The sequence below is a fragment of the Micromonospora sp. HUAS YX12 genome, from assembly GCF_040215685.1.
Classification (GTDB): Bacteria; Actinomycetota; Actinomycetes; order Mycobacteriales; family Micromonosporaceae; genus Micromonospora; species Micromonospora tulbaghiae.
The window spans coordinates 5717501-5737537 of record NZ_CP157974.1 but is presented as its reverse complement, the minus strand read 5'-3'; the positions used below and the strand labels follow the sequence as shown (position 1 = coordinate 5737537).

Annotated in this window: 21 protein-coding genes and 1 pseudogene (1 of these 22 running past the window's edge); 8 read left to right on the top strand and 14 right to left on the bottom strand. The window is 74.3% G+C overall.

The window, feature by feature from the left end; translation table 11 throughout:
• Positions 1 to 1464: an argininosuccinate lyase gene (gene argH / locus ABIH81_RS27240; RefSeq protein ID WP_349881214.1), complete on the top strand. Its 1464-nt coding sequence runs from the start codon at positions 1 to 3 to the stop codon at positions 1462 to 1464.
• Between the two features lie 117 nt (positions 1465 to 1581).
• Here the strand turns inward: argH and ABIH81_RS27235 are convergent, their stop codons facing one another.
• The 3 genes from ABIH81_RS27235 to ABIH81_RS27225 all read right to left on the bottom strand — a co-directional run bounded on the left by ABIH81_RS27235 (position 1582) and on the right by ABIH81_RS27225 (position 3226).
• Positions 1582 to 1935 (bottom strand): MmcQ/YjbR family DNA-binding protein, encoded by a 354-nt coding sequence (locus ABIH81_RS27235; protein ID WP_349877765.1) that lies wholly within the window; start codon positions 1933 to 1935, stop codon positions 1582 to 1584.
• A gap of 72 nt (positions 1936 to 2007) precedes the next feature.
• The gene (locus ABIH81_RS27230; protein ID WP_013285554.1) at positions 2008 to 2433 is read right to left on the bottom strand and encodes a hypothetical protein; all 426 of its coding nucleotides are present in this window, start codon (positions 2431 to 2433) and stop codon (positions 2008 to 2010) included.
• A gap of 154 nt (positions 2434 to 2587) precedes the next feature.
• On the bottom strand, positions 2588 to 3226 hold the full coding sequence (locus tag ABIH81_RS27225; protein ID WP_349877764.1) for a DNA-3-methyladenine glycosylase: 639 nt from the start codon (positions 3224 to 3226) through the stop codon (positions 2588 to 2590).
• Between the two features lie 139 nt (positions 3227 to 3365).
• Between ABIH81_RS27225 and ABIH81_RS27220 the strand changes: the two genes are divergently transcribed.
• Together ABIH81_RS27220 and ABIH81_RS27215 are read left to right on the top strand one after the other, a co-directional pair.
• Positions 3366 to 4466 carry an LLM class flavin-dependent oxidoreductase gene (locus ABIH81_RS27220; protein ID WP_349877763.1) on the top strand — a complete coding sequence of 367 codons (1101 nt, stop codon included), beginning with the start codon at positions 3366 to 3368 and terminating at the stop codon, positions 4464 to 4466.
• The gene (locus tag ABIH81_RS27215) at positions 4463 to 5089 is read left to right on the top strand and encodes a CE1759 family FMN reductase (protein ID WP_349877762.1); all 627 of its coding nucleotides are present in this window, start codon (positions 4463 to 4465) and stop codon (positions 5087 to 5089) included. Before ABIH81_RS27220 ends, ABIH81_RS27215 begins: the two co-directional genes overlap by 4 nt.
• Positions 5090 to 5138: 49 nt before the next feature.
• Here ABIH81_RS27215 and ABIH81_RS27210 read toward each other — a convergent pair whose 3' ends face one another.
• Both ABIH81_RS27210 and ABIH81_RS27205 read right to left on the bottom strand, forming a co-directional pair.
• Complete coding sequence (locus ABIH81_RS27210; RefSeq protein ID WP_349877761.1) at positions 5139 to 6023, bottom strand: universal stress protein; 885 nt, start codon at positions 6021 to 6023, stop codon at positions 5139 to 5141.
• A gap of 70 nt (positions 6024 to 6093) precedes the next feature.
• The gene (locus tag ABIH81_RS27205; protein ID WP_349877759.1) at positions 6094 to 7002 is read right to left on the bottom strand and encodes a universal stress protein; all 909 of its coding nucleotides are present in this window, start codon (positions 7000 to 7002) and stop codon (positions 6094 to 6096) included.
• A 156-nt stretch (positions 7003 to 7158) separates the two neighbouring features.
• Here ABIH81_RS27205 and ABIH81_RS27200 point away from each other — a divergent pair, with 156 nt between their 5' ends.
• Positions 7159 to 7647 (top strand): cyclic nucleotide-binding domain-containing protein, encoded by a 489-nt coding sequence (locus ABIH81_RS27200; RefSeq protein WP_349877757.1) that lies wholly within the window; start codon positions 7159 to 7161, stop codon positions 7645 to 7647.
• Here the strand turns inward: ABIH81_RS27200 and pflA are convergent.
• The 5 genes from pflA to ppdK all read right to left on the bottom strand — a co-directional run bounded on the left by pflA (position 7640) and on the right by ppdK (position 15052).
• The gene (gene pflA / locus ABIH81_RS27195) at positions 7640 to 8422 is read right to left on the bottom strand and encodes a pyruvate formate-lyase-activating protein (protein ID WP_349877755.1); all 783 of its coding nucleotides are present in this window, start codon (positions 8420 to 8422) and stop codon (positions 7640 to 7642) included. The genes ABIH81_RS27200 and pflA overlap by 8 nt on opposite strands.
• Positions 8419 to 10662: a formate C-acetyltransferase gene (gene pflB, locus ABIH81_RS27190; RefSeq protein ID WP_349877753.1), complete on the bottom strand. Its 2244-nt coding sequence runs from the start codon at positions 10660 to 10662 to the stop codon at positions 8419 to 8421. Before pflB ends, pflA begins: the two co-directional genes overlap by 4 nt.
• A 67-nt stretch (positions 10663 to 10729) precedes the next feature.
• Complete coding sequence (gene adhP, locus ABIH81_RS27185; RefSeq protein ID WP_349877751.1) at positions 10730 to 11740, bottom strand: alcohol dehydrogenase AdhP; 1011 nt, start codon at positions 11738 to 11740, stop codon at positions 10730 to 10732.
• Between the two features lie 171 nt (positions 11741 to 11911).
• Entirely contained in the window at positions 11912 to 12379 is a 468-nt protein-coding gene (locus tag ABIH81_RS27180; RefSeq protein WP_349877749.1) for a hypothetical protein, read from the bottom strand.
• A gap of 12 nt (positions 12380 to 12391) precedes the next feature.
• Positions 12392 to 15052: a pyruvate, phosphate dikinase gene (gene ppdK / locus ABIH81_RS27175; protein WP_349877747.1), complete on the bottom strand. Its 2661-nt coding sequence runs from the start codon at positions 15050 to 15052 to the stop codon at positions 12392 to 12394.
• A 133-nt stretch (positions 15053 to 15185) separates the two neighbouring features.
• Between ppdK and ABIH81_RS27170 the strand changes: the two genes are divergently transcribed.
• The 4 genes and pseudogenes from ABIH81_RS27170 to ABIH81_RS27155 form a co-directional block, all read left to right on the top strand.
• Complete coding sequence (locus ABIH81_RS27170) at positions 15186 to 15689, top strand: GNAT family N-acetyltransferase (RefSeq protein ID WP_349877746.1); 504 nt, start codon at positions 15186 to 15188, stop codon at positions 15687 to 15689.
• Positions 15690 to 15698: 9 nt separating this feature from the next.
• Entirely contained in the window at positions 15699 to 16325 is a 627-nt protein-coding gene (locus ABIH81_RS27165) for a hypothetical protein (protein WP_349877745.1), read from the top strand.
• A 144-nt stretch (positions 16326 to 16469) separates the two neighbouring features.
• Positions 16470 to 17825 carry a hemolysin family protein gene (locus ABIH81_RS27160; RefSeq protein WP_349877743.1) on the top strand — a complete coding sequence of 452 codons (1356 nt, stop codon included), beginning with the start codon at positions 16470 to 16472 and terminating at the stop codon, positions 17823 to 17825.
• Positions 17822 to 17875: pseudogene (locus ABIH81_RS27155) on the top strand (hypothetical protein); the annotation flags it as partial. The gene ABIH81_RS27160 and the pseudogene ABIH81_RS27155, both read left to right, overlap by 4 nt.
• Before the next feature lie 22 nt (positions 17876 to 17897).
• On the opposite strand, the gene ABIH81_RS27150 reads toward ABIH81_RS27155, so the two are convergent.
• From ABIH81_RS27150 to ABIH81_RS27135, 4 genes are all read right to left on the bottom strand, one after another.
• Positions 17898 to 18215, bottom strand: coding sequence for a PRC-barrel domain containing protein (locus tag ABIH81_RS27150; protein WP_349877741.1), 318 nt, complete (start codon positions 18213 to 18215; stop codon positions 17898 to 17900).
• The gene (locus ABIH81_RS27145) at positions 18202 to 18582 is read right to left on the bottom strand and encodes a hypothetical protein (protein ID WP_349877740.1); all 381 of its coding nucleotides are present in this window, start codon (positions 18580 to 18582) and stop codon (positions 18202 to 18204) included. Before ABIH81_RS27145 ends, ABIH81_RS27150 begins: the two co-directional genes overlap by 14 nt.
• Positions 18579 to 19805: a divalent metal cation transporter gene (locus tag ABIH81_RS27140; protein ID WP_349877738.1), complete on the bottom strand. Its 1227-nt coding sequence runs from the start codon at positions 19803 to 19805 to the stop codon at positions 18579 to 18581. Before ABIH81_RS27140 ends, ABIH81_RS27145 begins: the two co-directional genes overlap by 4 nt.
• Positions 19806 to 19876: 71 nt before the next feature.
• Positions 19877 to 20037, bottom strand: partial view of a PaaI family thioesterase gene (locus ABIH81_RS27135; protein ID WP_175438812.1) — the 3' portion only. It continues 223 nt past the right edge of the window; 161 of the gene's 384 nt are visible here — the last part of the coding sequence; its start codon lies beyond the right edge, outside the window; it ends in the stop codon at positions 19877 to 19879.

Here is a 20037-nt window from a genome sequence, read left to right as displayed (position 1 = left end):
ATGGGTGGGGTGGACGACAAGAGCCTGACCGAGAACAGCGCCCCCGCCAACCGGACGAGCCTCTGGGGCGGCCGGTTCGCCGGCGGTCCCGCCGAGGCGCTCGCGCGGCTGTCGGTGAGCGTCCAGTTCGACTGGCGTCTCGCCCCGTACGACATCGCCGGTTCCCGCGCGCACGCCCGGGTCCTCGCCGGCGCCGGCCTGCTCGACCCGGACGAACTGGGCCGGATGCTGGCCGCGCTGGACGACCTGGAGGCGGCGTGCGCCTCCGGCGCGTTCCGCCCGACCGTCGACGACGAGGACGTGCACACCGCGCTGGAGCGCGGCCTGCTGGAACGGCTCGGCAGCCTCGGCGGCAAGCTGCGCGCCGGCCGGTCCCGCAACGACCAGGTCGCCACCGACCTGCGGCTCTACCTGCGCGACCACGCCCGCGGCGTGGCGGCCCGGCTGGTCGAGCTGGCCGAGGCCCTCGTCGAGCAGGCGGAGCGGCACGTGGACACCGCCGCGCCGGGCATGACCCACCTCCAGCACGCCCAGCCGGTGACGTTCGGGCACTGGCTGCTGGCCCACGTGCAGCCGCTGCTGCGCGACCTGGAACGGATGCGCGACTGGGACGAGCGGACCGCGATCAGCCCGCTCGGCGCGGGCGCGCTGGCCGGCTCGGGGCTGCCGCTGGACCCGGTGGCGGTCGCCAAGGAGCTGGGCTTCCGCACCTCGTTCGCCAACTCGATGGACGCGGTCGCGGACCGCGACTTCGTGGCCGAGTTCCTGTTCGTCACCGCCATGATCGGCGTGCACCTGTCCCGTCTCGGCGAGGAGGTGGTGCTCTGGACGTCGCAGGAGTTCGGCTGGGTCGAGCTGGACGACGCCTTCGCCACCGGCTCGTCGATCATGCCGCAGAAGAAGAACGCGGACATCGCCGAGCTGGCCCGGGGCAAGTCCGGCCGCCTGGTCGGCGGCCTGATGAGCGTGCTCACCATGCTCAAGGGCCTGCCCATGACGTACGACCGGGACATGCAGGAGGACAAGGAGCCGGCGTTCGACGCGGTCGACACGCTGGAGCTGCTGCTGCCCGCGCTGGCCGGGATGATCTCCACGATGACGGTCCGGGTGGACCGCCTCGTGGCCGCCGCGCCGTCGGGCTTCTCGCTGGCCACCGAGGTCGCCGACTGGCTGGTCCGGCGCAACGTGCCGTTCCGCGACGCACACGAGATCACCGGCAGGCTGGTGGCGCTCTGCGCGGCCCGCGACTGTGCGCTGGACGAGGTGTCCGACGCCGACCTGGCAGCGGTGAGCGAGCACCTGGACCCGTCGGTGCGCGACGTGCTCTCGGTGCGCTCGGCGCTGGCCGCCCGCATCACGCCCGGCTCCACCGGCCCCGGTCCGGTCGCCGATCAGCTCGCCGCCGCGGCGGACAAGCTGACCGGCTGGCGGGAGTGGGCCGCCGAGCGGGTCGTCCCCCGCTGAGCGTCACGGCTGGCCCGGGGCAGGCGTCCGCCCCGGACCAGCCCCGAGATCTTGGTACGAAATGGCCCCCATAGTGGCGCTTTCGTACCAAGATCTGCGGGTAGCGCTTGGCGTCGGTCAGCCGGTGGGGCGCTCGCGTTTCGGCAGCTTGGCCACCACCGCGTCGTACGACCCGTCGACCGCCTCGACCAGCTCGTCGTCGGGGATGCCGCCTTCGAGCCGCAGCGTGTTCCAGCCCGACCGGCCGATGTAGGGGGAGGGGCGCGCGTCGGCCGGGAACCGGTGCAGCCACTCGTCGGCCACCTCCCGGGACGGCCCGCACTTCACCCCGAGCCGCGCCTCACCCTCCGGGGAGCCGAGGAACGCGAAGATGCGGCTGCCCACCTTCACCACCTCGTCGCCCTCCCAGGGCCGGTCCAGCCAGGCTCCCGGCTTGGCCAGGCAGTAGGCCAGCATCTTCTCGCGCGTCATCGCGTCCTCCCGTGCCGTCGTCCGGCACAGTCTCGCCCGCCGCTGTGACAGCCCGCTTCGCCCGGCCGCCGGTCAGTCGCCGGTGCCGGTGCGGACGGTGAGCCGCTCGTAGCGCTGCCGGGCCGCCTGGGCGCTGCCCAGCCCCAGCCCGAAGGCGATCGCCTGCCAGGTCATGCCCCGCCCGCGGGCCACCTGCAACAGTCCGGCCTCCAGCGCGTCCACCTCGGCCCGCACGTGCGGGATCAGCGTCAGCGCGGCCATCAGGTCGGCCTGGTCGACGGGCTCCTCACCCTCGTCCAGCTCGGCGCCACCGGCGAGCGCCATCACCAGCGTGGCCGCCTCGTAGGCGTCGGGCACGTCGGGGTGGGCATAACGCCTGCGGCGGGAGTTGGTGCCCGCGTGCCGCTCGGCGATCCGCAGCAGTGCCGCGTAGTTGCGGTGGGCCCGGGCCTGGGCAGCATCCGGAGCGGTGAACGGGTCGTTGTCCACGGTGACCATGCCGTCCATCCCACACCCGAGAACGACCTGTTGTCAACACCCTGTTGAAAGCCGTTCGTGCAAAACGCCGTGCCTTCAGGGGGTGGTGAGAAGACGCGGCGTCATGCATCACAGACGCGTCGCAGGGTGTTCCGGGTTGCCCGGAACGGCCGATTCAGGCCGGTGAGTTCCGCACCGAGGCGGTCGTAGCGGCGCGGCGGCGCGGCGTGTGCCGCCGGTAGACGCTGACGCTGGGCTCGTCCGCCAGCCAGAACCGCCACGGCAGGTCGTGCGCGGCGGCGACCCCGACGCGCGGCCCGGCGACGATCCGCGCCGGGTCGACCGGGCTCGCCGGTGGCGTCAGCAGCAGCGGGCCGCTGCCGTCGATCGCCGAGGTGCCGTTCGCCTCCCGCCCGAGCCCGAGCGCGGTGACCAGCCGGGCCGGTCCGCGGGCCAGCTCCCGGTCGGTGGCACGCGGCCGGCGCTCGCGGGCGATCTCGACGCCGTCGACCACCTCGCCGGCGCGCAGCAGCACCGCCGCCGCCTCGCCGTCGCGACCGCAGACGATGTTCGCGCACCAGTGCATGCCGAACACGAAGTACACGTACACGTGGCCGGCGGGCCCGAACATGACCTTGTTGCGCGGCGTCGGCCCGCGGTGGGCGTGCGACGCCGGGTCCTCGCCGGTGCCCGCGTACGCCTCGACCTCGGTGAGCCGGACGGTGACGCCGCCGGCCGACACGGTCCAGCCGAGCAGCGTCCGCGCGGTGTCGGCGACCTGTGCGGCTGGCGCTGAGAGCCAGGGGTACGTCATCGCGGCAAGGGTAGTCGGTGGGTGGCGCGTGATCCGGGCCACGCCGGGGCGGGCGGCCACCGGAATAGTTGACTCGTCAAATATGTTGTGAGGAGCGATCCCGGGCGACCGGTCCGGACCCCCACGCGAGGAGCTGGTCATGCAGTTCGGAGTCTTCACCGTCGGTGACGTCACCGTCGACCCCACGACCGGGCGGCTGCCGTCCGAGCGTGAGCGGATCAAGGCCATGACCGCGATCGCGCTCAAGGCCGAGGAGGTCGGCCTCGACGTCTTCGCCACCGGCGAGCACCACAACCCGCCGTTCGTGCCGTCGTCGCCGACCACCATGCTCGGCTGGATCGCCGCGCGCACCGAACGGCTGCTGCTGTCGACCTCGACCACGCTGATCACCACGAACGACCCGGTGAAGATCGCCGAGGACTACGCGATGCTCCAGCACCTGGCCGACGGCAGGGTGGACCTGATGATGGGCCGCGGCAACACCGGCCCGGTCTACCCGTGGTTCGGGCAGGACATCCGCAACGGCATCCCGCTGGCCATCGAGAACTACGACCTGCTGCACCGGCTGTGGCGCGAGGACGTGGTCGACTGGAAGGGCCGGTTCCGTACGCCGTTGCAGTCGTTCACCTCGACCCCGCGCCCGCTCGACGGCGTGCCGCCGTTCGTCTGGCACGGCTCGATCCGCAGCCCGGAGATCGCCGAGCAGGCCGCGTACTACGGTGACGGCTTCTTCGCCAACCACATCTTCTGGCCCAAGGAGCACACCCAGCGGATGGTCGGCCTCTACCGGGAGCGGTACGCGCACTACGGCCACGGCTCGCCGGACCAGGCGATCGTCGGCCTCGGCGGGCAGGTGTTCATGCGCCGCAACTCCCAGGACGCGGTACGCGAGTTCCGCCCCTACTTCGACAACGCCCCGGTCTACGGGCACGGCCCGTCGCTGGAGGAGTTCACCCGGGAGACGCCGCTGACGGTGGGCAGCCCGCAGCAGGTCATCGACCGCACGCTGGGCTTCCGCGAGTACGTCGGCGACTACCAGCGGCAGCTGTTCCTGATCGACCACGCCGGACTGCCGCTGAAGACGGTGCTGGAGCAGCTCGACCTGCTGGGCGAGGAGGTGGTCCCGGTGCTGCGCAAGGAGTTCGACTCGCTGCGGCCCGCGCACGTGCCCGAGGCGCCCACCCACGCGAGCCTGCTGGCCGCCCGCGACGCCGCCCCGGCCGCCGGGGAGCAGCGATGACCGGCCGTACCCTCGCGGTCGTCTCGGCCGGTCTCGGCCAGCCGTCGTCCACCCGCCTGCTCGCCGACCAGCTCGCCGCGGCCGCCCGCGACGAGCTGGCCGGCCGCGGCGCCACGGTGGAGCTGCGCGTGGTCGAGCTGCGCGAGCACGCCCACGACGTGGTGAACCACCTGCTCGCCGGCTTCGCGCCGGCCGCGCTGCGGCGGACGCTCGACGAGGTGGCTGCCGCCGACGGGCTGATCGCGGTGACGCCGATCTTCAACGCGTCCTACAACGGACTGTTCAAGTCGTTCTTCGACGTGGTCGACCGGGAGGCGCTGGCCGGCAAGCCGGTGCTGCTCGGGGCGACCGGCGGCACCGCCCGGCACTCGCTGGCCCTGGAGCACGCGGTCCGGCCGATGTTCACGTACCTGCGGGCGGCGACGCTGCCCACGGCGGTGTTCGCCGCGCCCGAGGACTGGGCCGGCGACGACGGCGACAGCGCGCTGCGGTCCCGGATCCGCCGGGCCGCGGCCGAGATGGCCGAGCAGGTGGACCGTCGGCCGCCCGCGACCGGCCCGGCCGACCCGTTCGCGCTCACCACCGACTTCGCCGACCTGCTCGCCGGCCGCGACCCTTCCTGAGCCGGCCGCGACCCGGCCTGCGTAAGGCCGGGGCGCGGTCGGTAGCGGCTCAGTCGTCGGCCGGCTCCGGCCGGTGGGCGACGAGCACCGGGCAGTGGGAGTGCTGCACCAGCGCCTGGCTGACCGAGCCGAGCAGCAGCCCGGCGAACCCGCCCCGGCCCCGGGAACCGACCACCACGAGCGACGCCTCGCCGCTCGCTTCGACGAGCGCGGTCTCCGGGGACGCGGCGGTCACGGAACGTTCCGTCACCCGCAGGCCGGGGTGCGCCGCCCGGACCCGGTCCGCCGCCTCGGCCAGCAACCCCGCGGCCTCGGCCCGCTCGGCGGTGGACGCCTCCGCCGCGACCTCCGGCGAGACCGCGCCGCGTTCCGGCGACCGGACGTGCATCAGCACCAGCTCCGCGTCGCGCCGCTCGGCCTCGTCCGCGGCCAGCTCGATCGCGTACGCGGCCGAGTCGGAGCCGTCCACGCCGGCCAGCACCGGGCCGTCCACCGGGATCGGCTGCTCCTCGGGCCGGACGATCAGCACCGGGCAGTGCCCGTGCTGCGCGAGCTGCCCGCTGACCGAGCCGAGCAGCAGGCCGGCGAAGCCGCCCACGCCCCGGCTGCCCACCACGACCAGCTCGGCGCGGCGGGACTCCTCGACCATCGTCGCGCCGGGACCGCCGGCGACCTGGCGCACCTGCACCCGCAGGCCCGGGTGCCGCTCGGCCAGGTCGGCGGCGACCGACTCCAGCATCTTCTCCGACTCCGCGGTGGGCGCCGGCACCCCCAGGTCGTACGGGTTGAGCGGCACGCCGTAGCCCAGCGGGTGCAGGTAGCCGTGCACCAGCAGCAGCGGCCGGGAACGGGCGACGGCGGTCGCGGCGGCCAGGTCGGCGGCGGCCAGACTGGACGGCGATCCGTCCACTCCCGCTACGACGGGTCGGTTCATCTGGTGCTTTCCCTCCGGTCGGCTCAGGCCATTGTGGCGGCACCGGCCCCGCCGGGGCCGGGGAACCGGCTCAGTGGGTCCGGTCGGCCCGGTGCCGGACGACGGCCAGCGGGCTGTGGCTGTGGTGCAGCACGGCGTGGCTGACCGAGCCGAGCAGCAGCGCACCGAGGCTACCGCGCCCGTGCGCGCCGACCACCGTCAGCTGCGCGCCGACGGACTCCTCGACGAGCACCCGGGCCGGGGCGGCGGCGGCGACCAGCTTCGGCCGTACCGTGACCTCCGGATAGCGCTCGGCCCATCCGGCGACCGCCTCGGCCAGCACCCGCTGCTCGCCGGCGCGCAGCTCCCGCGGGTCGTACGCCAGCGGCACGACGTCGCCGAACGCCTCCCGGTAGGTCACCGGCTGCGGGTAGAGCCAGGTGTGCACCACCACCAGTTCGGCGCCGCGCGCCGCGGCCTCGGCGAACGCGAAACCGACCGCCTCGTCCGACAGCGCCGAGCCGTCCACGCCGACCACCACCGGGCCGTCGGCGCGGGCCTCACCCCGGGCGACGAGCACCGGGCAGTCCGCGCGGGCGGAGAGCTGCACCGCGGCGGAGCCGACCAGCAGTTCGGCGAAGCCGCCCAGTCCCCGGTGGCCCAGCACGAGCAGCGCGGCGTCGCGGCTCTCCCGCAGCAGGACCGCGACCGGCCCGCCGTCGACCACCGCACCGGTCACCGCCAGGTCCGCGTCGGCCTTGCGGGCCTCGTCCACCGCCTCCTCGACCAGCTTCTCGGCCTCCTGCCGCAGCTCGATGTCGGGCAGCACCGGGGCGACCATGCCCAGCGGCGTGCCGACCAGCGGCCACAGGAACGCGTTGACCACCCGCAGCGGCCGGTGCCGCAGCACTGCCTCGCGTGCGGCCAGCCGTACCGCGTCCAGCGCGGACGGGGAGCCGTCCACGCCCACCACGACGGGGGCACCGGTTCTGTCGGTCATCACGTCCTCCTTCGGTTCCCCCTCAGCCTGCGCCGAGGGCCCCCACCTGGGCAGAGTCGATCCGCCCGGCACGGCCGGGACCATCGGCCCCTACCGGCCGGGGCGGCGGCGAGGTGGAATGGAACAGTGCTCCCTCCTGTCGACCCTGGAGGCGCGATGACCCCGCTGGAGATGCTCCGTGTCCACCCCTTCCTGGCCGGGCTGCCCGACGAGTGGATGCCCCGGCTCACCGGTTACGCCCGTCCGGTGGTCTGGCACCCCGGGCACCGGCTGTTCCGCGCCGGCCAGCCGGCCGACCGGTTCTGGCTGGTCCGCGGCGGCCAGGTGGCGCTGGACTTCCCGGTTCCGGGCCGCGGCGACGTGGGCATCGAGACGATCGGGCCGGGCGGCGTGCTCGGCTGGTCCTGGCTGTTCCCGCCGTACCGCTGGCAGTTCGGCGCGGTCGCCACCCAGCGCAGCACCGCCGTCGAGCTCGACGCCGACGGGGTACGCCGGCTGATGGAGTCCGACGACACGCTCGGCCGTCAGCTCACCACCCGGTTCATGAGCGTGGTGGTGGACCGGCTCCAGGCGTCCCGGGTCCGGCTGCTCGACCTCTACGGCTACCCGACGGCGGCGGCCAGCGCGAACGCGCCGGTCAGGTGACGGTGAGGCCGCGGGCGGCGAACTGGCCGCGTACCCGGGCCAGCAGCGCGGCATCAGGCGGCTCGGTGTCAGCCAACGGGAAGGTCAGCCCCAGCTCGGCGTACTTGTGCGCGCCGAGCCGGTGGAACGGCAGCACCTCGACGCGCCGCACTGTGGCCAGCCCGGCGGCCACGTCGGCCACCTGCTCCACCTCGTCGACCGCGTCGGTCAGCCCGGGCACCAGCACGTAGCGGATCCAGATCGGCGTACCCCGGTCGGCCAGCCGTTGCGCGAAGCGCAGCGTCGGCGCGAGCCGGCCGGTGCCGGTGACCCGGCGGTACGTCTGCGGGTTGCCCGCCTTGACGTCGAGCAGGACCAGGTCGGTGGCGTCCAGCAGCGCGTCGTCGGCGCGGACGCCGAGGAAGCCGGAGGTGTCCAGCGCGGTGTGCAGGCCGAGATCGTGGCAGCGGCGCAGCAGCTCGCCGGTGAACGCCGGTTGCAGCAGCGGCTCCCCGCCGCTGACCGTGACGCCGCCGCCCGCGACCTGGATGAACCGGCGGTACCGGGTGGCGAGCGTGACCATCTCGTCCACCGTGCGGCGCCGGCCGCTGCGGCCGTACCAGGTGTCCGGGCTGTGGCAGTAGCGGCAGCGCAGCGGGCAGCCGGCCAGGAAGACCACGAACCGGGTGCCCGGCCCGTCCACCCCGACCGACGTGTCCCAGGAGTGCACCGCGCCGGTGACCGCACCCGGCACCGCCGCAGTGATCTGCGGCGGCGCGGGCGGGCGGCCGGTCACAGCGACCCGTGGAAGGTCCGCGACACCACGTCGCGCTGCTGTTCCGGGGTGAGCCGGACGAAGTTCACCGCGTACCCGGAGACCCGGACGGTGAGCTGCGGGTACCGCTCCGGGTGCGCCATCGCGTCCAGCAGCGTGGCCCGGTCCAGCACGTTGACGTTGAGGTGGAACCCGCCGGCGTCGGCGTAGCCGTCGAGCACCCCGGCCAGGTTCGCGATCCGCTCGTCGCGGGTGTGGCCCAGCCCGTCCGGCGTGACCGTGCCGGTCAGCGAGATGCCGTCGCGGGCCGCGTCGTACGGCAGCTTCGCCACCGACAGCGCCGACGCGACCAGGCCGTGCGTGTCCCGCCCGTTCATCGGGTTCGCCCCCGGCGCGAACGGCTCACCGGCGCGCCGCCCGTCCGGCGTGTTGCCGGTGTGCTTGCCGTACACCACGTTCGAGGTGATGGTCAGCACCGACATGGTCAGCTCCGCGTCGCGGTACGTGCGCTGCCGGCGCAGCTTCTCCGCGAACGTCTCGACCAGCCACACCGCGATCTCGTCGGCCCGGTCGTCGTCGTTGCCGTACGTCGGGAACTCGCCCTCGACCGCGTAGTCGACGGCCAGGCCGGTGTCGTCGCGCAGCACCTTCACCCGGCCGTACCGGATGGCCGACAGGCTGTCCACGGCGACCGACAGCCCGGCGATGCCGGTGGCCATGAACCGGCGCACCGGGTGGTCGTGCAGCGCCATCTCCAGCCGCTCGTACGCGTACCTGTCGTGCTGGTGGTGGATCACGTTCAGCGCGTCCACGTACGTCTCGGCGAGCCAGTCCAGCGTCCGGTCGTACGCGGCCAGCACCTCGTCGTAGTCGAGCGTCTCGCCGCCGACCGGCGCGGCCGGCGGGGCGACCTGGGTGCCGGTCAGCTCGTCCCGGCCGCCGTTGATCGCGTACAGCAGCGCCTTCGCCAGGTTCGCCCGGGCGCCGAAGAACTGCATGTCCCGGCCGACCCGCATGGCCGACACGCAGCAGGCGATCGCGGTGTCGTCGTCGTACGCCGGGCGGATCAGCTCGTCGTTCTCGTACTGGATGGCGCTGGTGTCCAGCGACACCTGGGCGCAGAACCGCTTGAACCCCTCCGGCAGGCGCGGGGACCAGAGCACAGTGAGGTTCGGCTCCGGCGCCGGGCCGAGGTTGTAGAGCGTCTGCAGGTAGCGGAACGTGGTGCGGGTGACCAGCGGCCGTCCGTCCGCGCCCATCCCGCCGAGCGACTCGGTGACCCAGGTGGGGTCGCCGGAGAACAGCTGGTCGTACTCGGGGGTGCGCAGGAAGCGGATGATCCGCAGCTTGATCACGAAGTCGTCGATCAGTTCCTGCGCGCCGCTCTCGTCCAGCCGCCCCTCGGCGACGTCCCGCCGCAGGTACGCGTCGACGAACCCGGCGGTGCGTCCCAGCGACATCGCGGCGCCGTTCTGCTCCTTCGTGGCCGCCAGGTAGGCGAAGTAGAGCCACTGGATCGCCTGCGCGCCGGTGGCGGCCGGGCGGGAGATGTCGAAGCCGTACGAGGCGGCCATCGCCTTCAGCTCACCGAGCGCGCGGATCTGCTCGGCCAGCTCCTCCCGGTCGCGGATCACGTCGTCGGTGCTGCGCCGGTCGTCCAGCGCCGCCTTGAGCGCGCGGCGTTCCTCGGCCAGCCGGTCCACGCCGTACAGCGCCACCCGGCGGTAGTCGCCGATGATCCGCCCGCGCCCGTACGCGTCGGGCAGCCCGGTGATGACGTGCGAGCGCCGCGCCGCGAGCACCCTCTCGGGGTACGCGTCGAAGACCGCGTCGTTGTGCGTGCGCCGGTACCGGGTGAAGACCTCGTGCACCCGCGGGTCCGGTTCGCGCCCGTACGCGCGCAGCGCCGTCTCCACCATCCGCAGTCCGCCGGCCGGCATGATCGCCCGGCGCAGCGGCGCGTCGGTCTGCAGCCCGACGATCAGCTCCCGCTCGCGGTCGATGTAGCCGGGTGCGTGCGAGGTGATGGTCGACGGGGTGGCCGCGTCGACGTCGTACACGCCGCGCCGCCGCTCCTCGCCGAACATCTCCCGCAGCCGGTCCCACACCGCGAGCGTGCGCGGCGTCGGCCCGGCGAGGAACGACGCGTCGCCGGTGTACGGCTCGTGGTTGTGGCGGACGAAGTCGGCCACGTCGACTGTCTCCTGCCACGCTCCGGCGTGGAATCCGCGCCAGGGGGCCAGGGGTTCGGTGGCGGTCATGTCGGTCCCTCTCCGGGCGTCGGCGGTGCCCCGGTCCCCGCACCGGTGCGGGGACCGGGGGCGGGGGTCAGGGCTGGAGCACGAGCCGGGCGGCGACCCGGCCGGCGAGGACGTCGTTCACCGCGTCGTTGATGTCGTCGAGCTTGCGGGTCTCGTAGACGACCCGGGTGCGGCCGGCGGCGTGCAGCGCGAAGACCTCGGCCAGGTCGGCGCGGGTGCCGACGATCGAGCCGAGCACCGTGATGCCCTTGAGCACCGTCTCGAAGACGGGCAGGGTGATCGCGTTGTCGGCGGGCAGCGACACCAGCACCAGCCGGCCGCCGCGGCGCAGCGAGCGGTGGGCCTGCTCGATCACCCGGGGGCTCGCGGCCAGCACGATCGCCACGTCCACGCCGCCCAGGGCGGTGATCCGCTCTACCGGGTCGGTGGTGGCGGCGTCGACCGTGTGCGCCGCGCCCAGCGACGTGGCCAGCTCCAGCTTCTCGGCGGTCACGTCCACCGCGACCGTCTCGGCGCCGAAGATCTGCGCGTACTGCTGGGCGAGGTGGCCCAGGCCGCCGATGCCGAAGATCGCGACCCGCTCGCCCGGCCGTACCCCGGCGACCTTCACGGCCTTGTACGTGGTGACGCCCGCGCAGGTCAGCGGCGCGGCTTCGAGGGGGTCCACCCCGTCGGGCACGCGGACCGCGTAGCGGGCGGCGGCGACAGCGTACTCGGCGTGCGCGCCGTCGATGCTGTAGCCGGTGTTGCGCTGCGACTCGCACAGCGTCTCCCAGCCGGTCACGCAGTACGCGCAGGTGCCGCAGGCCCAGCCGAGCCAGGGCAGCGCGACCCGGTCGCCGGCGGCGTGCTCGGTGACGCCGGGGCCGACCTTCTCGACCAGGCCGACGCCCTCGTGACCGGGCACGAACGGCGGGGCAGGCTTCACCGGCCACTCGCCGCGGGCGGCGTGGATGTCGGTGTGGCAGAGTCCGCTGGCCTCGATGCGGACCAGGATCTCGCCCGGGCCGACCTCCGGCACGGGACGCTCGGTGATCTCCATCGGACGGTCGAACGCGGTGACGACACTGGCGCGCATCGGGGGCCTCCCTCGGTCTCGTTCTCCCCCTCAGCGTCGTCCACCCGGGAGCTGCCGGGCAGGGGCGCAGGACCGCGGTGACCCGGGACCAACGGCCCCCCTGTGGCGGGCCGGCGGAGAAACGGCGGTACGGCCGCCGGTGACGTGCCGGCGGCCGTACCGCGGGGGTGGTCAGCGGTCGACGACCAGGCGGCGGGCCCGCAGCAGGCGCGCCCACCAGGGCCGGTCGTCCGGGCGCAGCCGCGGCGCCGGCACGCCGCGCAGGCTGACCCATCCGCCCGGTCCCATGGTGACGGTGCCGACCGACGGCGGGCGGCGCCGCGACCACACCGCCACGGCGGCGGTGAGCGCCGCGACCGCGAACGCGCCGGTGGCGGCGGCGACGAGCCGGTCGGGTTCGACCACGCGCCGGTAGCGGACCCGGCCGCCGGCCGCGACGAACACGCCGACCGGACGGCCGTCGCGGTTCACCGGCACCAGCGCGGCGTCCCCGGGCAGTTCCAGTACCGGGCCGACCGGCCCGGCCGGCGCGGGGGCGGGCGTCGCGGCCGGGGCGGGGGCGGGCGTCGCGGCCTGCGGCGGCGCCGGGCGGGGGACCGGCGCGACCGCCGGTCCGGTCGGGTTGAAGATGGCGGTCATGACGCTGCCCTCCTAGCGGGATTCGGACTTCTCGGTGCGGGCCTCGACCGCGGCCCGGCCGGCGGCCAGCCGCGCCACCGGCACCCGGTACGGCGAGCAGGAGACGTAGTCGAGCCCGGCCGCGGCGAAGAACCCGATCGAGTCCGGGTCGCCGCCGTGCTCACCGCAGACCCCGACGGTCAGGTCCGGCCGGGCCGCCCGCCCCTCGGCGACGGCGAGGCGGACCAGCCGGCCCACCCCGGTGGCGTCGATGCTCTCGAACGGCGACACCGGGAAGATCCCCCGGGCCAGGTACGTGGCGAAGAACGCCCCCTCCACGTCGTCCCGGGAGAACGCCCAGGTCATCTGCGTCAGGTCGTTGGTGCCGAAGGAGAAGAACCGCGCCTCGGCCGCGATCTCCCCGGCGGTCAGCGCCGCGCGGGGCGTCTCGACCATGGTGCCGACCGGGATCTCCGGTGCGTCCGGCACCTCGGCCAGCACCCGCCGCGCCTCGTCCGCCACCGCGGCGAGTTCCCGCACGTCACCGACCAGCGGCACCATGATCTCCGGGCGCGGGTCACCGCCGGCCCGGATCCGCTGCGCGGCCGCCTCGGCCAGCGCCCGCACCTGCATCGCGAACAGCCCCGGCACCACCAGTCCGAGCCGTACGCCCCGCAGCCCCAGCATCGGGTTCGTCTCGTGCATCCGGCGCACCGCCGCCAGCAGCACGCCGTCGTGGCCCGGTTCCTCGCCGCGCGCCTGCGCGCCCGCCACCCGGGCGGCCAGCTCGGCCAGCGGAGGCAGGAACTCGTGCAGCGGCGGGTCGAGCAGCCGGACGGTGACCGGCAGCCCGTCCATCGCGGTGAGCAGCCCGAGGAAGTCGGCCCGCTGCAACGGCAGCAGCTCGTCCAGCGCCGCGCCCACCTCGGCCGGGCCGTCGGCCAGGATCAGCCGCTCGACCAGTTCCCGGCGCTCGCCGAGGAACATGTGCTCGGTGCGGCACAGCCCGATCCCGGCGGCGCCGAGTTCGCGGGCCCGGCGGGCGTCGTCGGGGGTGTCGGCGTTGGCGCGGACGCCGAGCGTGCGGACCGCGTCGGCGTGTCCGAGCAGCCGGTGCACGGCGGCGACCAGCGGGTCGGCCTCCGGCCGCAGCTCACCGGTCAGGTACCGGGCCACCGGGGACGGCCGCACCGGCACCTCGCCGAGCCAGATCCGCCCGCTGGTGCCGTCGATCGAGATCAGGTCGCCGGCGCGCACCACCTGCTCGCCCACCGTGAACTCGCCGCGCTCGACGTCGATGCGCAGCGCCTCGGCCCCGCACACGCAGGTCCGGCCCATGCCCCGGGCCACCACGGCGGCGTGCGAGGTCTTCCCGCCGCGCGAGGTCAGCACCCCGGCCGCGGCGATCATGCCGGGCAGGTCGTCCGGGTTGGTCTCCGGCCGGACCAGGATCACCGGTCCGTCGGCCGCCGCCGCGGCGGCCGAGTCGAACACCACCCGCCCGGCCGCCGCGCCGGGCGAGGCGCCGACGCCGGCCGCGAGCGGCTCGGGCGCGCCGGCGGCGTCGAAGGCCGGGAACATGAGCTGGGCGAGCTGCGCCCCGGTGACCCGGGTCAGCGCCTCGTCGGCCGTGATCAGGCCCTCCTCGGCGAGCTGCGCGGCGATCACGAACGCCGCCGCCGCGGTGCGCTTGCCGACCCGCGTCTGGAGCATCCACAGCCGGCCGCGCTCGATGGTGAACTCGACGTCGCACAGGTCGCGGTAGTGCCGCTCCAGCGTCGCCATGATCTCCCGCAGCCGGTGGAAGCTGACCGGGTCCAGCCGCGCCAGCTCGGTCAGCGGCACCGTGTTGCGGATGCCCGCCACCACGTCCTCGCCCTGCGCGTCGGTCAGGTAGTCGCCGTACACGCCGGGGGCGCCGGTGGCCGGGTCGCGGGTGAACGCCACCCCGGTGCCGGAGTCCGGGCCGAGGTTGCCGAACACCATCGCCATCACGTTGACGGCGGTGCCCAGGTCGTCCGGGATGCGCTCCTGCCGCCGGTAGATCCGGGCCCGCTCCGAGTGCCAGGACTCGAACACCGCGCGCACGGCCAGGAACAGCTGCTCGTGCGGGGCCTGCGGGAAGTCGTGCCCGACGTGCCGGGCGAAGATCTTCTTGTACGTCTCGACCAGGTCGCGCAGCTGGCCGGCGCCCGGCCCGTCCGGGCCGGCGGTGGCTCGCAGCGCGGCCAGCTCGTGCTCGAACTCCTCGGCCGGGATGCCGTGCACGGTCCGCCCGAACATCTGGATCAGCCGCCGGTACGAGTCCCAGGCGAACCGCTCGTCGCCGGTGCGGGCGGCCAGCCCGGCCACCGTGGTGTCGTTGAGCCCGATGTCGAGGATCGTCTCCATCATTCCCGGCATCGAGTACCGCCCGCCGGAGCGCACCGCCAGCAGCAGCGGGTCACGCGGGTCGCCCAGCCACCGGTCCAGCCGCGCCTCCACCTCCCGCAGATGCGCGTTGATCTCCTCGTACAGGCCGTCCGGGGGCGCTCCGCTGGCCAGGTACGCCCGGCAGGCGTCGGTGGTGACGGTGAACCCGGGCGGCACCGGCAACCCGAGCCGGGTCATCTCGGCGAGGTTCGCGCCCTTGCCGCCGAGCAGGTCGGCCTGGCTGCGATCACCCTCGATGAAGTCGTAGACGTACTTCGGCATGGTCCGGCCTCCTCGACTGCGTCGTTCCACCTCCTTGGTAACCGGGCCGTCCGGCGGCGCGGCAGGGCCGGACGGGACACACACCGGGCCGGAGGTCCCGACCGTGTCGGTGGGGCCACGTATCGTTCCGGCCGTGACCAACGAGGTGCTGCTCCGTCCGGTGCGCGACGACGACCTGCCCGCCTTCTTCGCCCACGAGCAGGATCCGCAGGCGAACTGGATGGCCGCGTTCGGCCCGAAGGATCCGTCCGACCGGGCCGCGTTCGACGCACACTGGGCGCGCATCCGCGCCGACGAGCGGATCGTCAACCGCGCCGTCACAGTCGGCGGCCGGCTGGTCGGCCGGGTGGCCGCGTTCCCGGTCGGCGAGCAGACCGAGGTCAGCTACTGGATCGACGCGGCGCACTGGGGGCGCGGCCACGCCACCGCCGCGCTGCGCGCGCTGCTGCGCGAGGTGCCGCACCGGCCGCTGCGCGCCCGCGCCGCCAAGGACAACGCCGCCTCGCTCGCGGTGCTGCGCAAGTGCGGCTTCGTCGTGGTCGGCGAGGACTCCGGGTACGCCCCGGCGCGCGGCACCGAGGTCGAGGAGTACGTGCTGGAGCTGCCCGCCGAGGGGTCTGACCAGGCAGACCGCTAGTCTCCCGGGGTGAACTGGCTGGAACTCGCCGGCTGGGCCGGCTCCGCGCTGCTGGTCTGGTCCCTGCTGCAGACCCGGATCCTGCGGCTGCGCGCGCTCAACCTGGTCGGCTGCCTCATCCTGATCGGCTACAACACCGCCGTGCAGGTCTGGCCGATGGTGGGGCTGAACGTCGTCCTCGCCGTGATCAACGTGTGGTACCTGCGCAAGCTGCTGGCCACCCGGCACGACGAGCAGACCTACCAGGTGGTCGAGGTGGGCACCGGCGACGCGTTCCTGGCGCACACGCTGCGGGTACACGCCGCCGACATCGCCCGGTTCAACCCGGGCTTCGAGTGGGATCCGGCCGCCGCAGACCGCTCGGCGTTCCTGGTGGTACGCGCCGACGAGGTGGTCGGCGTGATGCTCTCGCATGCCGAACCGGGCGGGGTGGCCCAGGTCGACCTGGACTACGTGACCCCGCCGTTCCGCGACTTCACCCCGGGCGAGTTCGTCTACCGGCGCAGCCGGCTGTTCACCGACCGGGGTTTCCGCCGGGTGGTCAGCCCGCCCGGCATGATCGCCCCCTACTACCACCGGCTCGGGTTCCGCCCCGAGGGCGGCGCGTACGTGCTCGACCTGCCCGTACCGGCCTGAACCCGGCTCCGGCGGGCCACGCCGGGGCCGGTCATGATTCAGCGACGGGCCCGCGGGGCAACAGAGGGGCCACGCCGACCGGATCTGCCGGCCGGCGAGTCGGCCATCGGCCGACCCGGATCGGGCCGAGGGAGATAACCGGTCGTGCAGAGCTACTGGAGCCAGCTTGCCCTGGTCGGTGTGCTGGTGATCCTCAACGCGGCGTTCGCCGGCAGCGAGATGGCCCTGGTGTCCCTGCGGGACAGCCAGGTGCAGCGGCTGGAGCGCAGCGGCCGGGGCGGACGCACGCTCGCCCGCCTCGCGAAGGACCCGAACCGGTTCCTGGCCACCATCCAGATCGGCATCACGCTCGCCGGGTTCCTCGCCTCCGCCGCCGCCGCGGTGTCCCTGGCCCGGCCGCTCGTGCCGCTGCTCAGCGCGTTCGGCAACGCCGCCGAGACGGTCGCCATCGTCGCGGTCACGCTGGTGCTCACGTTCGTCACGCTCGTCTTCGGCGAGCTGGCCCCGAAGCGGATCGCCATGCAGTCGGCCGAGCGGTGGGCGCTGCTGGTGGCCCGGCCGCTGGACGTGCTCTCCAGCATCGCCCGGCCCGCCGTGTGGGCGCTGGGCGCCACCACCGACCTGGTGGTACGCCTGTTCGGCCTGGATCCGAAGGCCGAGCCGGACGAGATCGGCCCGGACGAGCTGCGTGACATCGTGGCCGGCAACCACGGGTTCACCAAGGAACAGCGCACGATCATCGCCGGTGCGGTGGAGATCGCCGACCGGCAGTTGCGGGCTGTGCTCGTACCCCGGTTGCAGGTCTTCACGCTCGACAGCGGCACCACCGCGGAGGCCGCCCGGCTCGTCCTCGCGGCGACCGGCCACTCCCGGGCGCCGGTGGTGCGCCACGGTGGCCTGGACGAGGCGGTGGGCGTCATCCACCTGCGGGACCTGGTCGGCGTCTCCGACGACCGGCCGGTCGACGAGATCGCCCGCCCGCCGATGCTGCTGCCCGACTCGCTGCCGGTGGTCGACGCGCTGCGCCAGTTCAAGGCCGAACGCCAGCACATCGCGCTCGTGGTCGACGAGCGTGGCGCGGTCGACGGGATCGTGACGCTGGAGGACATCCTGGAGGAGATCGTCGGCGAGATCTACGACGAGACCGACCGGGATCTGCGTGCCGTGCGCACCGAGGCCGACGGCACGCTGGTGCTGCCCGGCACGTTCCCGGTGCACGACCTGACCGACCTCGGCGTGGAGCTGCCGAACCGGCCCGCGGGCGACTACACCACGGTCGCCGGGCTGGTGCTGATCTGCCTGGGGCACATCCCGACGGTGGCGGGGGAGCAGGTGACCGTGGACGGTTGGGAGCTGTCGGTGGCCGGCGTCGACCAGCGGGCCATCACCGAGGTGCACGTCCGCCGCCGCGGCCGCCACGACGGCGCCCCGGACGACGACACCACCGACGACGCCGCCGGCCCGGCCGACGCCCCCGAGCTGGACGACGCACGCCGCTGACCGGCGCGCGTCCTCCCGGCGCCCGGCTCAGCGGCGCCCGGCTCAGCGGCGCCCGGCTCAGCGGCGCCCGGCTCAGCGGTGCCCGGCGGGCGAGCCGAACGGGAAACCGGGCACCGGCGGGAGCAGCTGCACCGCGTCGGCGGGCAGCTGACGGGTGCTCCGCCCGACCAGCCGGGCGATCACCCGCAGCAGCCACGGCCCGGACGGATGCAGCTCGGGGCCGATCAGCCGGCTGATCACCCGGGTCCACCAGTGCCCGGCGACGATCACGTCGGTGACCCGCAGCCGCTCCGGCGGCCACCCGCCGCGCACCACCACGTCCACCACCCGGCCCAGCCGCCGCCCGTGCAGGTCGTACGCGGTGCGGCCGAGCAGCTCACCCGCTCGCACGGCCGGACCCCGGGATCCGCTCGATCAGGTGCCGGCGCAGCCACGCCTCCACCGGTGACGGCGGCAGGTCCGCCGCCGGGCAGCGCAGCCGCACCGCGCTGTCCACGCGGGCGACCTGGGACAGCGGTATGCGCAACGGCGGCACCGGCGGGTCGTCGATGAACCGGTCCGCCACCGCCACCAGCAGCCGCCCGACCCGCCCGCCGATCCGCTCTCCGAGCGCACCCTGCCCGGTGAGCAGGCAGTCCACGTACGGGAAACCCTCGCCGTCGACCGCGAACGCGATGTCGTCGACCCGCCCGACCAGCAGCCCGTCCACGTCGACGATCTGCCGGTCGAGCAGCCGCTTGGCGAGCTGAACCCTCATCGCCCCATCCCCGTCATGATCGCCAGTGGGATCGCCGCCACCGAGGCCGCGACGATGAGCAGCAGGAACACCGCGCCGAGCAGATTCGTCCACCGCCCGTTGACCCGATCGCCGAGATACCCCCTGTCGTTGGCGACCACCAGGATCGGCAGATACGTCAGCGGCAGCACCACCGCGCTCAGCACCAGCATGTACTCGGTCAGCCGCACCGGGTCCACAGTCGTCATCAGCATCACCACACCGAGCAGCAGACCGACGAGCAGGACGCTGTGGAACCGGGCCGCCTCCCGCGGGCGGACCCGCTTGCCCCACTGCCACCCGAAGTACTGCGACGCCGCGTACGCCGCCGACAGCCCGGTCTCCAGCGCCGCGCCGAACGTCACCGCGAAGAACGCCAGCACGGCGGCGGCCAGACCGGCGCCACCGAGCGCGGTCGCCACCGGCCGCGCCACCTCGTCCAGCGTGCTCAACGACGCCCCGGACGGGTGGTATGCCACCGTCGCCACGGCGATCAGCGACAACGCCAGGAACCCGCCCACCGGGAAGCCGACCAGTACGTTCGAGCGGGCCCGCGCCAGGTCCGCCGCGCTCCACCGCTCCTCCACACCACCGGAGGAGAAGAAGAACACCTCGTACGGGCTGACCGTCGAGGCGAACAGCGCCACCGCCACGAACCAGTACAGCGGCCAGCCGTGCCCGGCCGCGCTGACCTGCCACACGCCCTGCCCGAGTGCCGGCCAGTCGGTCGGCAGCGCCACCAACGCGACCGCGAAGACCAGCAGCGCCAGCCCGGCCAGGCCGAAGATCCGCTCCATCAGCTCGAACCGCAGCCGCCACAGCACGAGCCAGACGGCCAGCGCGGCGAACGGCACCCAGAACAGGTGGCTCACCCGGGTCGCCAGCTGCAGCGCCAGCGCCACCCCGCCCAGCTCCGCGGCGAGCGTGACCACCGTGACCAGCCACGACGCGACCAGGTTGAGCAGCGCCACCCGCGGCCCGAGCCGCTCCCGGACCAGGTCGAACACCGCCCGTCCGCTCACCGCCGCGATCCGGCCGGCCATTTCCGCGTACGCGCAGATGCCGACCACCCCGGCCAGCAGCACCCAGGTGTGGGCCATGCCGAACAGCGCGCCGGCCTGACTGGCCGCCACCAGGTCACCGATGTCGACGAACCCGCCGACGGCCGACAGCACGCCGAGCGTGGCGGCGAACAGCTTCCTCACGTCGGGCCGGGAGCGGACGATCTCACCGAGGCGACGATATCGGCGTCAGCGCCCGGTTTCGGGCGAATGCGTCAGGCGGCGGTGAGGTTCTGCAGCCGCACCTGACCGCGGGCCACCAGCCGGCCGTCGGCGTCGGTGATCTCCACGAGCCAGAGCTGCTGGCTGCGACCCCGGTGCACCGGCGTGCCGACCGCGGTCAGCTCGCCGTCACGCACCGCGCGCAGGAAGTCGG

What these genes read in the sequence shown, in the direction of transcription:
- ABIH81_RS27145 (WP_349877740.1), bottom strand. Translation starts at nt 18,582, where the DNA reads ATGAGGGTTCAGCTCGCCAAGCGGCTGCTCGACCGGCAGATCGTCGAC.
- ABIH81_RS27220 (WP_349877763.1), top strand. Translation starts at nt 3,366, where the DNA reads ATGCAGTTCGGAGTCTTCACCGTCGGTGACGTCACCGTCGACCCCACG.
- ABIH81_RS27215 (WP_349877762.1), top strand. Translation starts at nt 4,463, where the DNA reads ATGACCGGCCGTACCCTCGCGGTCGTCTCGGCCGGTCTCGGCCAGCCG.
- ABIH81_RS27230 (WP_013285554.1), bottom strand. Translation starts at nt 2,433, where the DNA reads ATGGTCACCGTGGACAACGACCCGTTCACCGCTCCGGATGCTGCCCAG.
- ABIH81_RS27225 (WP_349877764.1), bottom strand. Translation starts at nt 3,226, where the DNA reads ATGACGTACCCCTGGCTCTCAGCGCCAGCCGCACAGGTCGCCGACACC.
- adhP (WP_349877751.1), bottom strand. Translation starts at nt 11,740, where the DNA reads ATGCGCGCCAGTGTCGTCACCGCGTTCGACCGTCCGATGGAGATCACC.
- pflB (WP_349877753.1), bottom strand. Translation starts at nt 10,662, where the DNA reads ATGACCGCCACCGAACCCCTGGCCCCCTGGCGCGGATTCCACGCCGGA.
- ppdK (WP_349877747.1), bottom strand. Translation starts at nt 15,052, where the DNA reads ATGCCGAAGTACGTCTACGACTTCATCGAGGGTGATCGCAGCCAGGCC.
- argH (WP_349881214.1), top strand. Translation starts at nt 1, where the DNA reads ATGGGTGGGGTGGACGACAAGAGCCTGACCGAGAACAGCGCCCCCGCC.
- ABIH81_RS27235 (WP_349877765.1), bottom strand. Translation starts at nt 1,935, where the DNA reads ATGACGCGCGAGAAGATGCTGGCCTACTGCCTGGCCAAGCCGGGAGCC.
- ABIH81_RS27205 (WP_349877759.1), bottom strand. Translation starts at nt 7,002, where the DNA reads ATGACCGACAGAACCGGTGCCCCCGTCGTGGTGGGCGTGGACGGCTCC.
- ABIH81_RS27180 (WP_349877749.1), bottom strand. Translation starts at nt 12,379, where the DNA reads ATGACCGCCATCTTCAACCCGACCGGACCGGCGGTCGCGCCGGTCCCC.
- ABIH81_RS27200 (WP_349877757.1), top strand. Translation starts at nt 7,159, where the DNA reads ATGACCCCGCTGGAGATGCTCCGTGTCCACCCCTTCCTGGCCGGGCTG.
- ABIH81_RS27210 (WP_349877761.1), bottom strand. Translation starts at nt 6,023, where the DNA reads ATGAACCGACCCGTCGTAGCGGGAGTGGACGGATCGCCGTCCAGTCTG.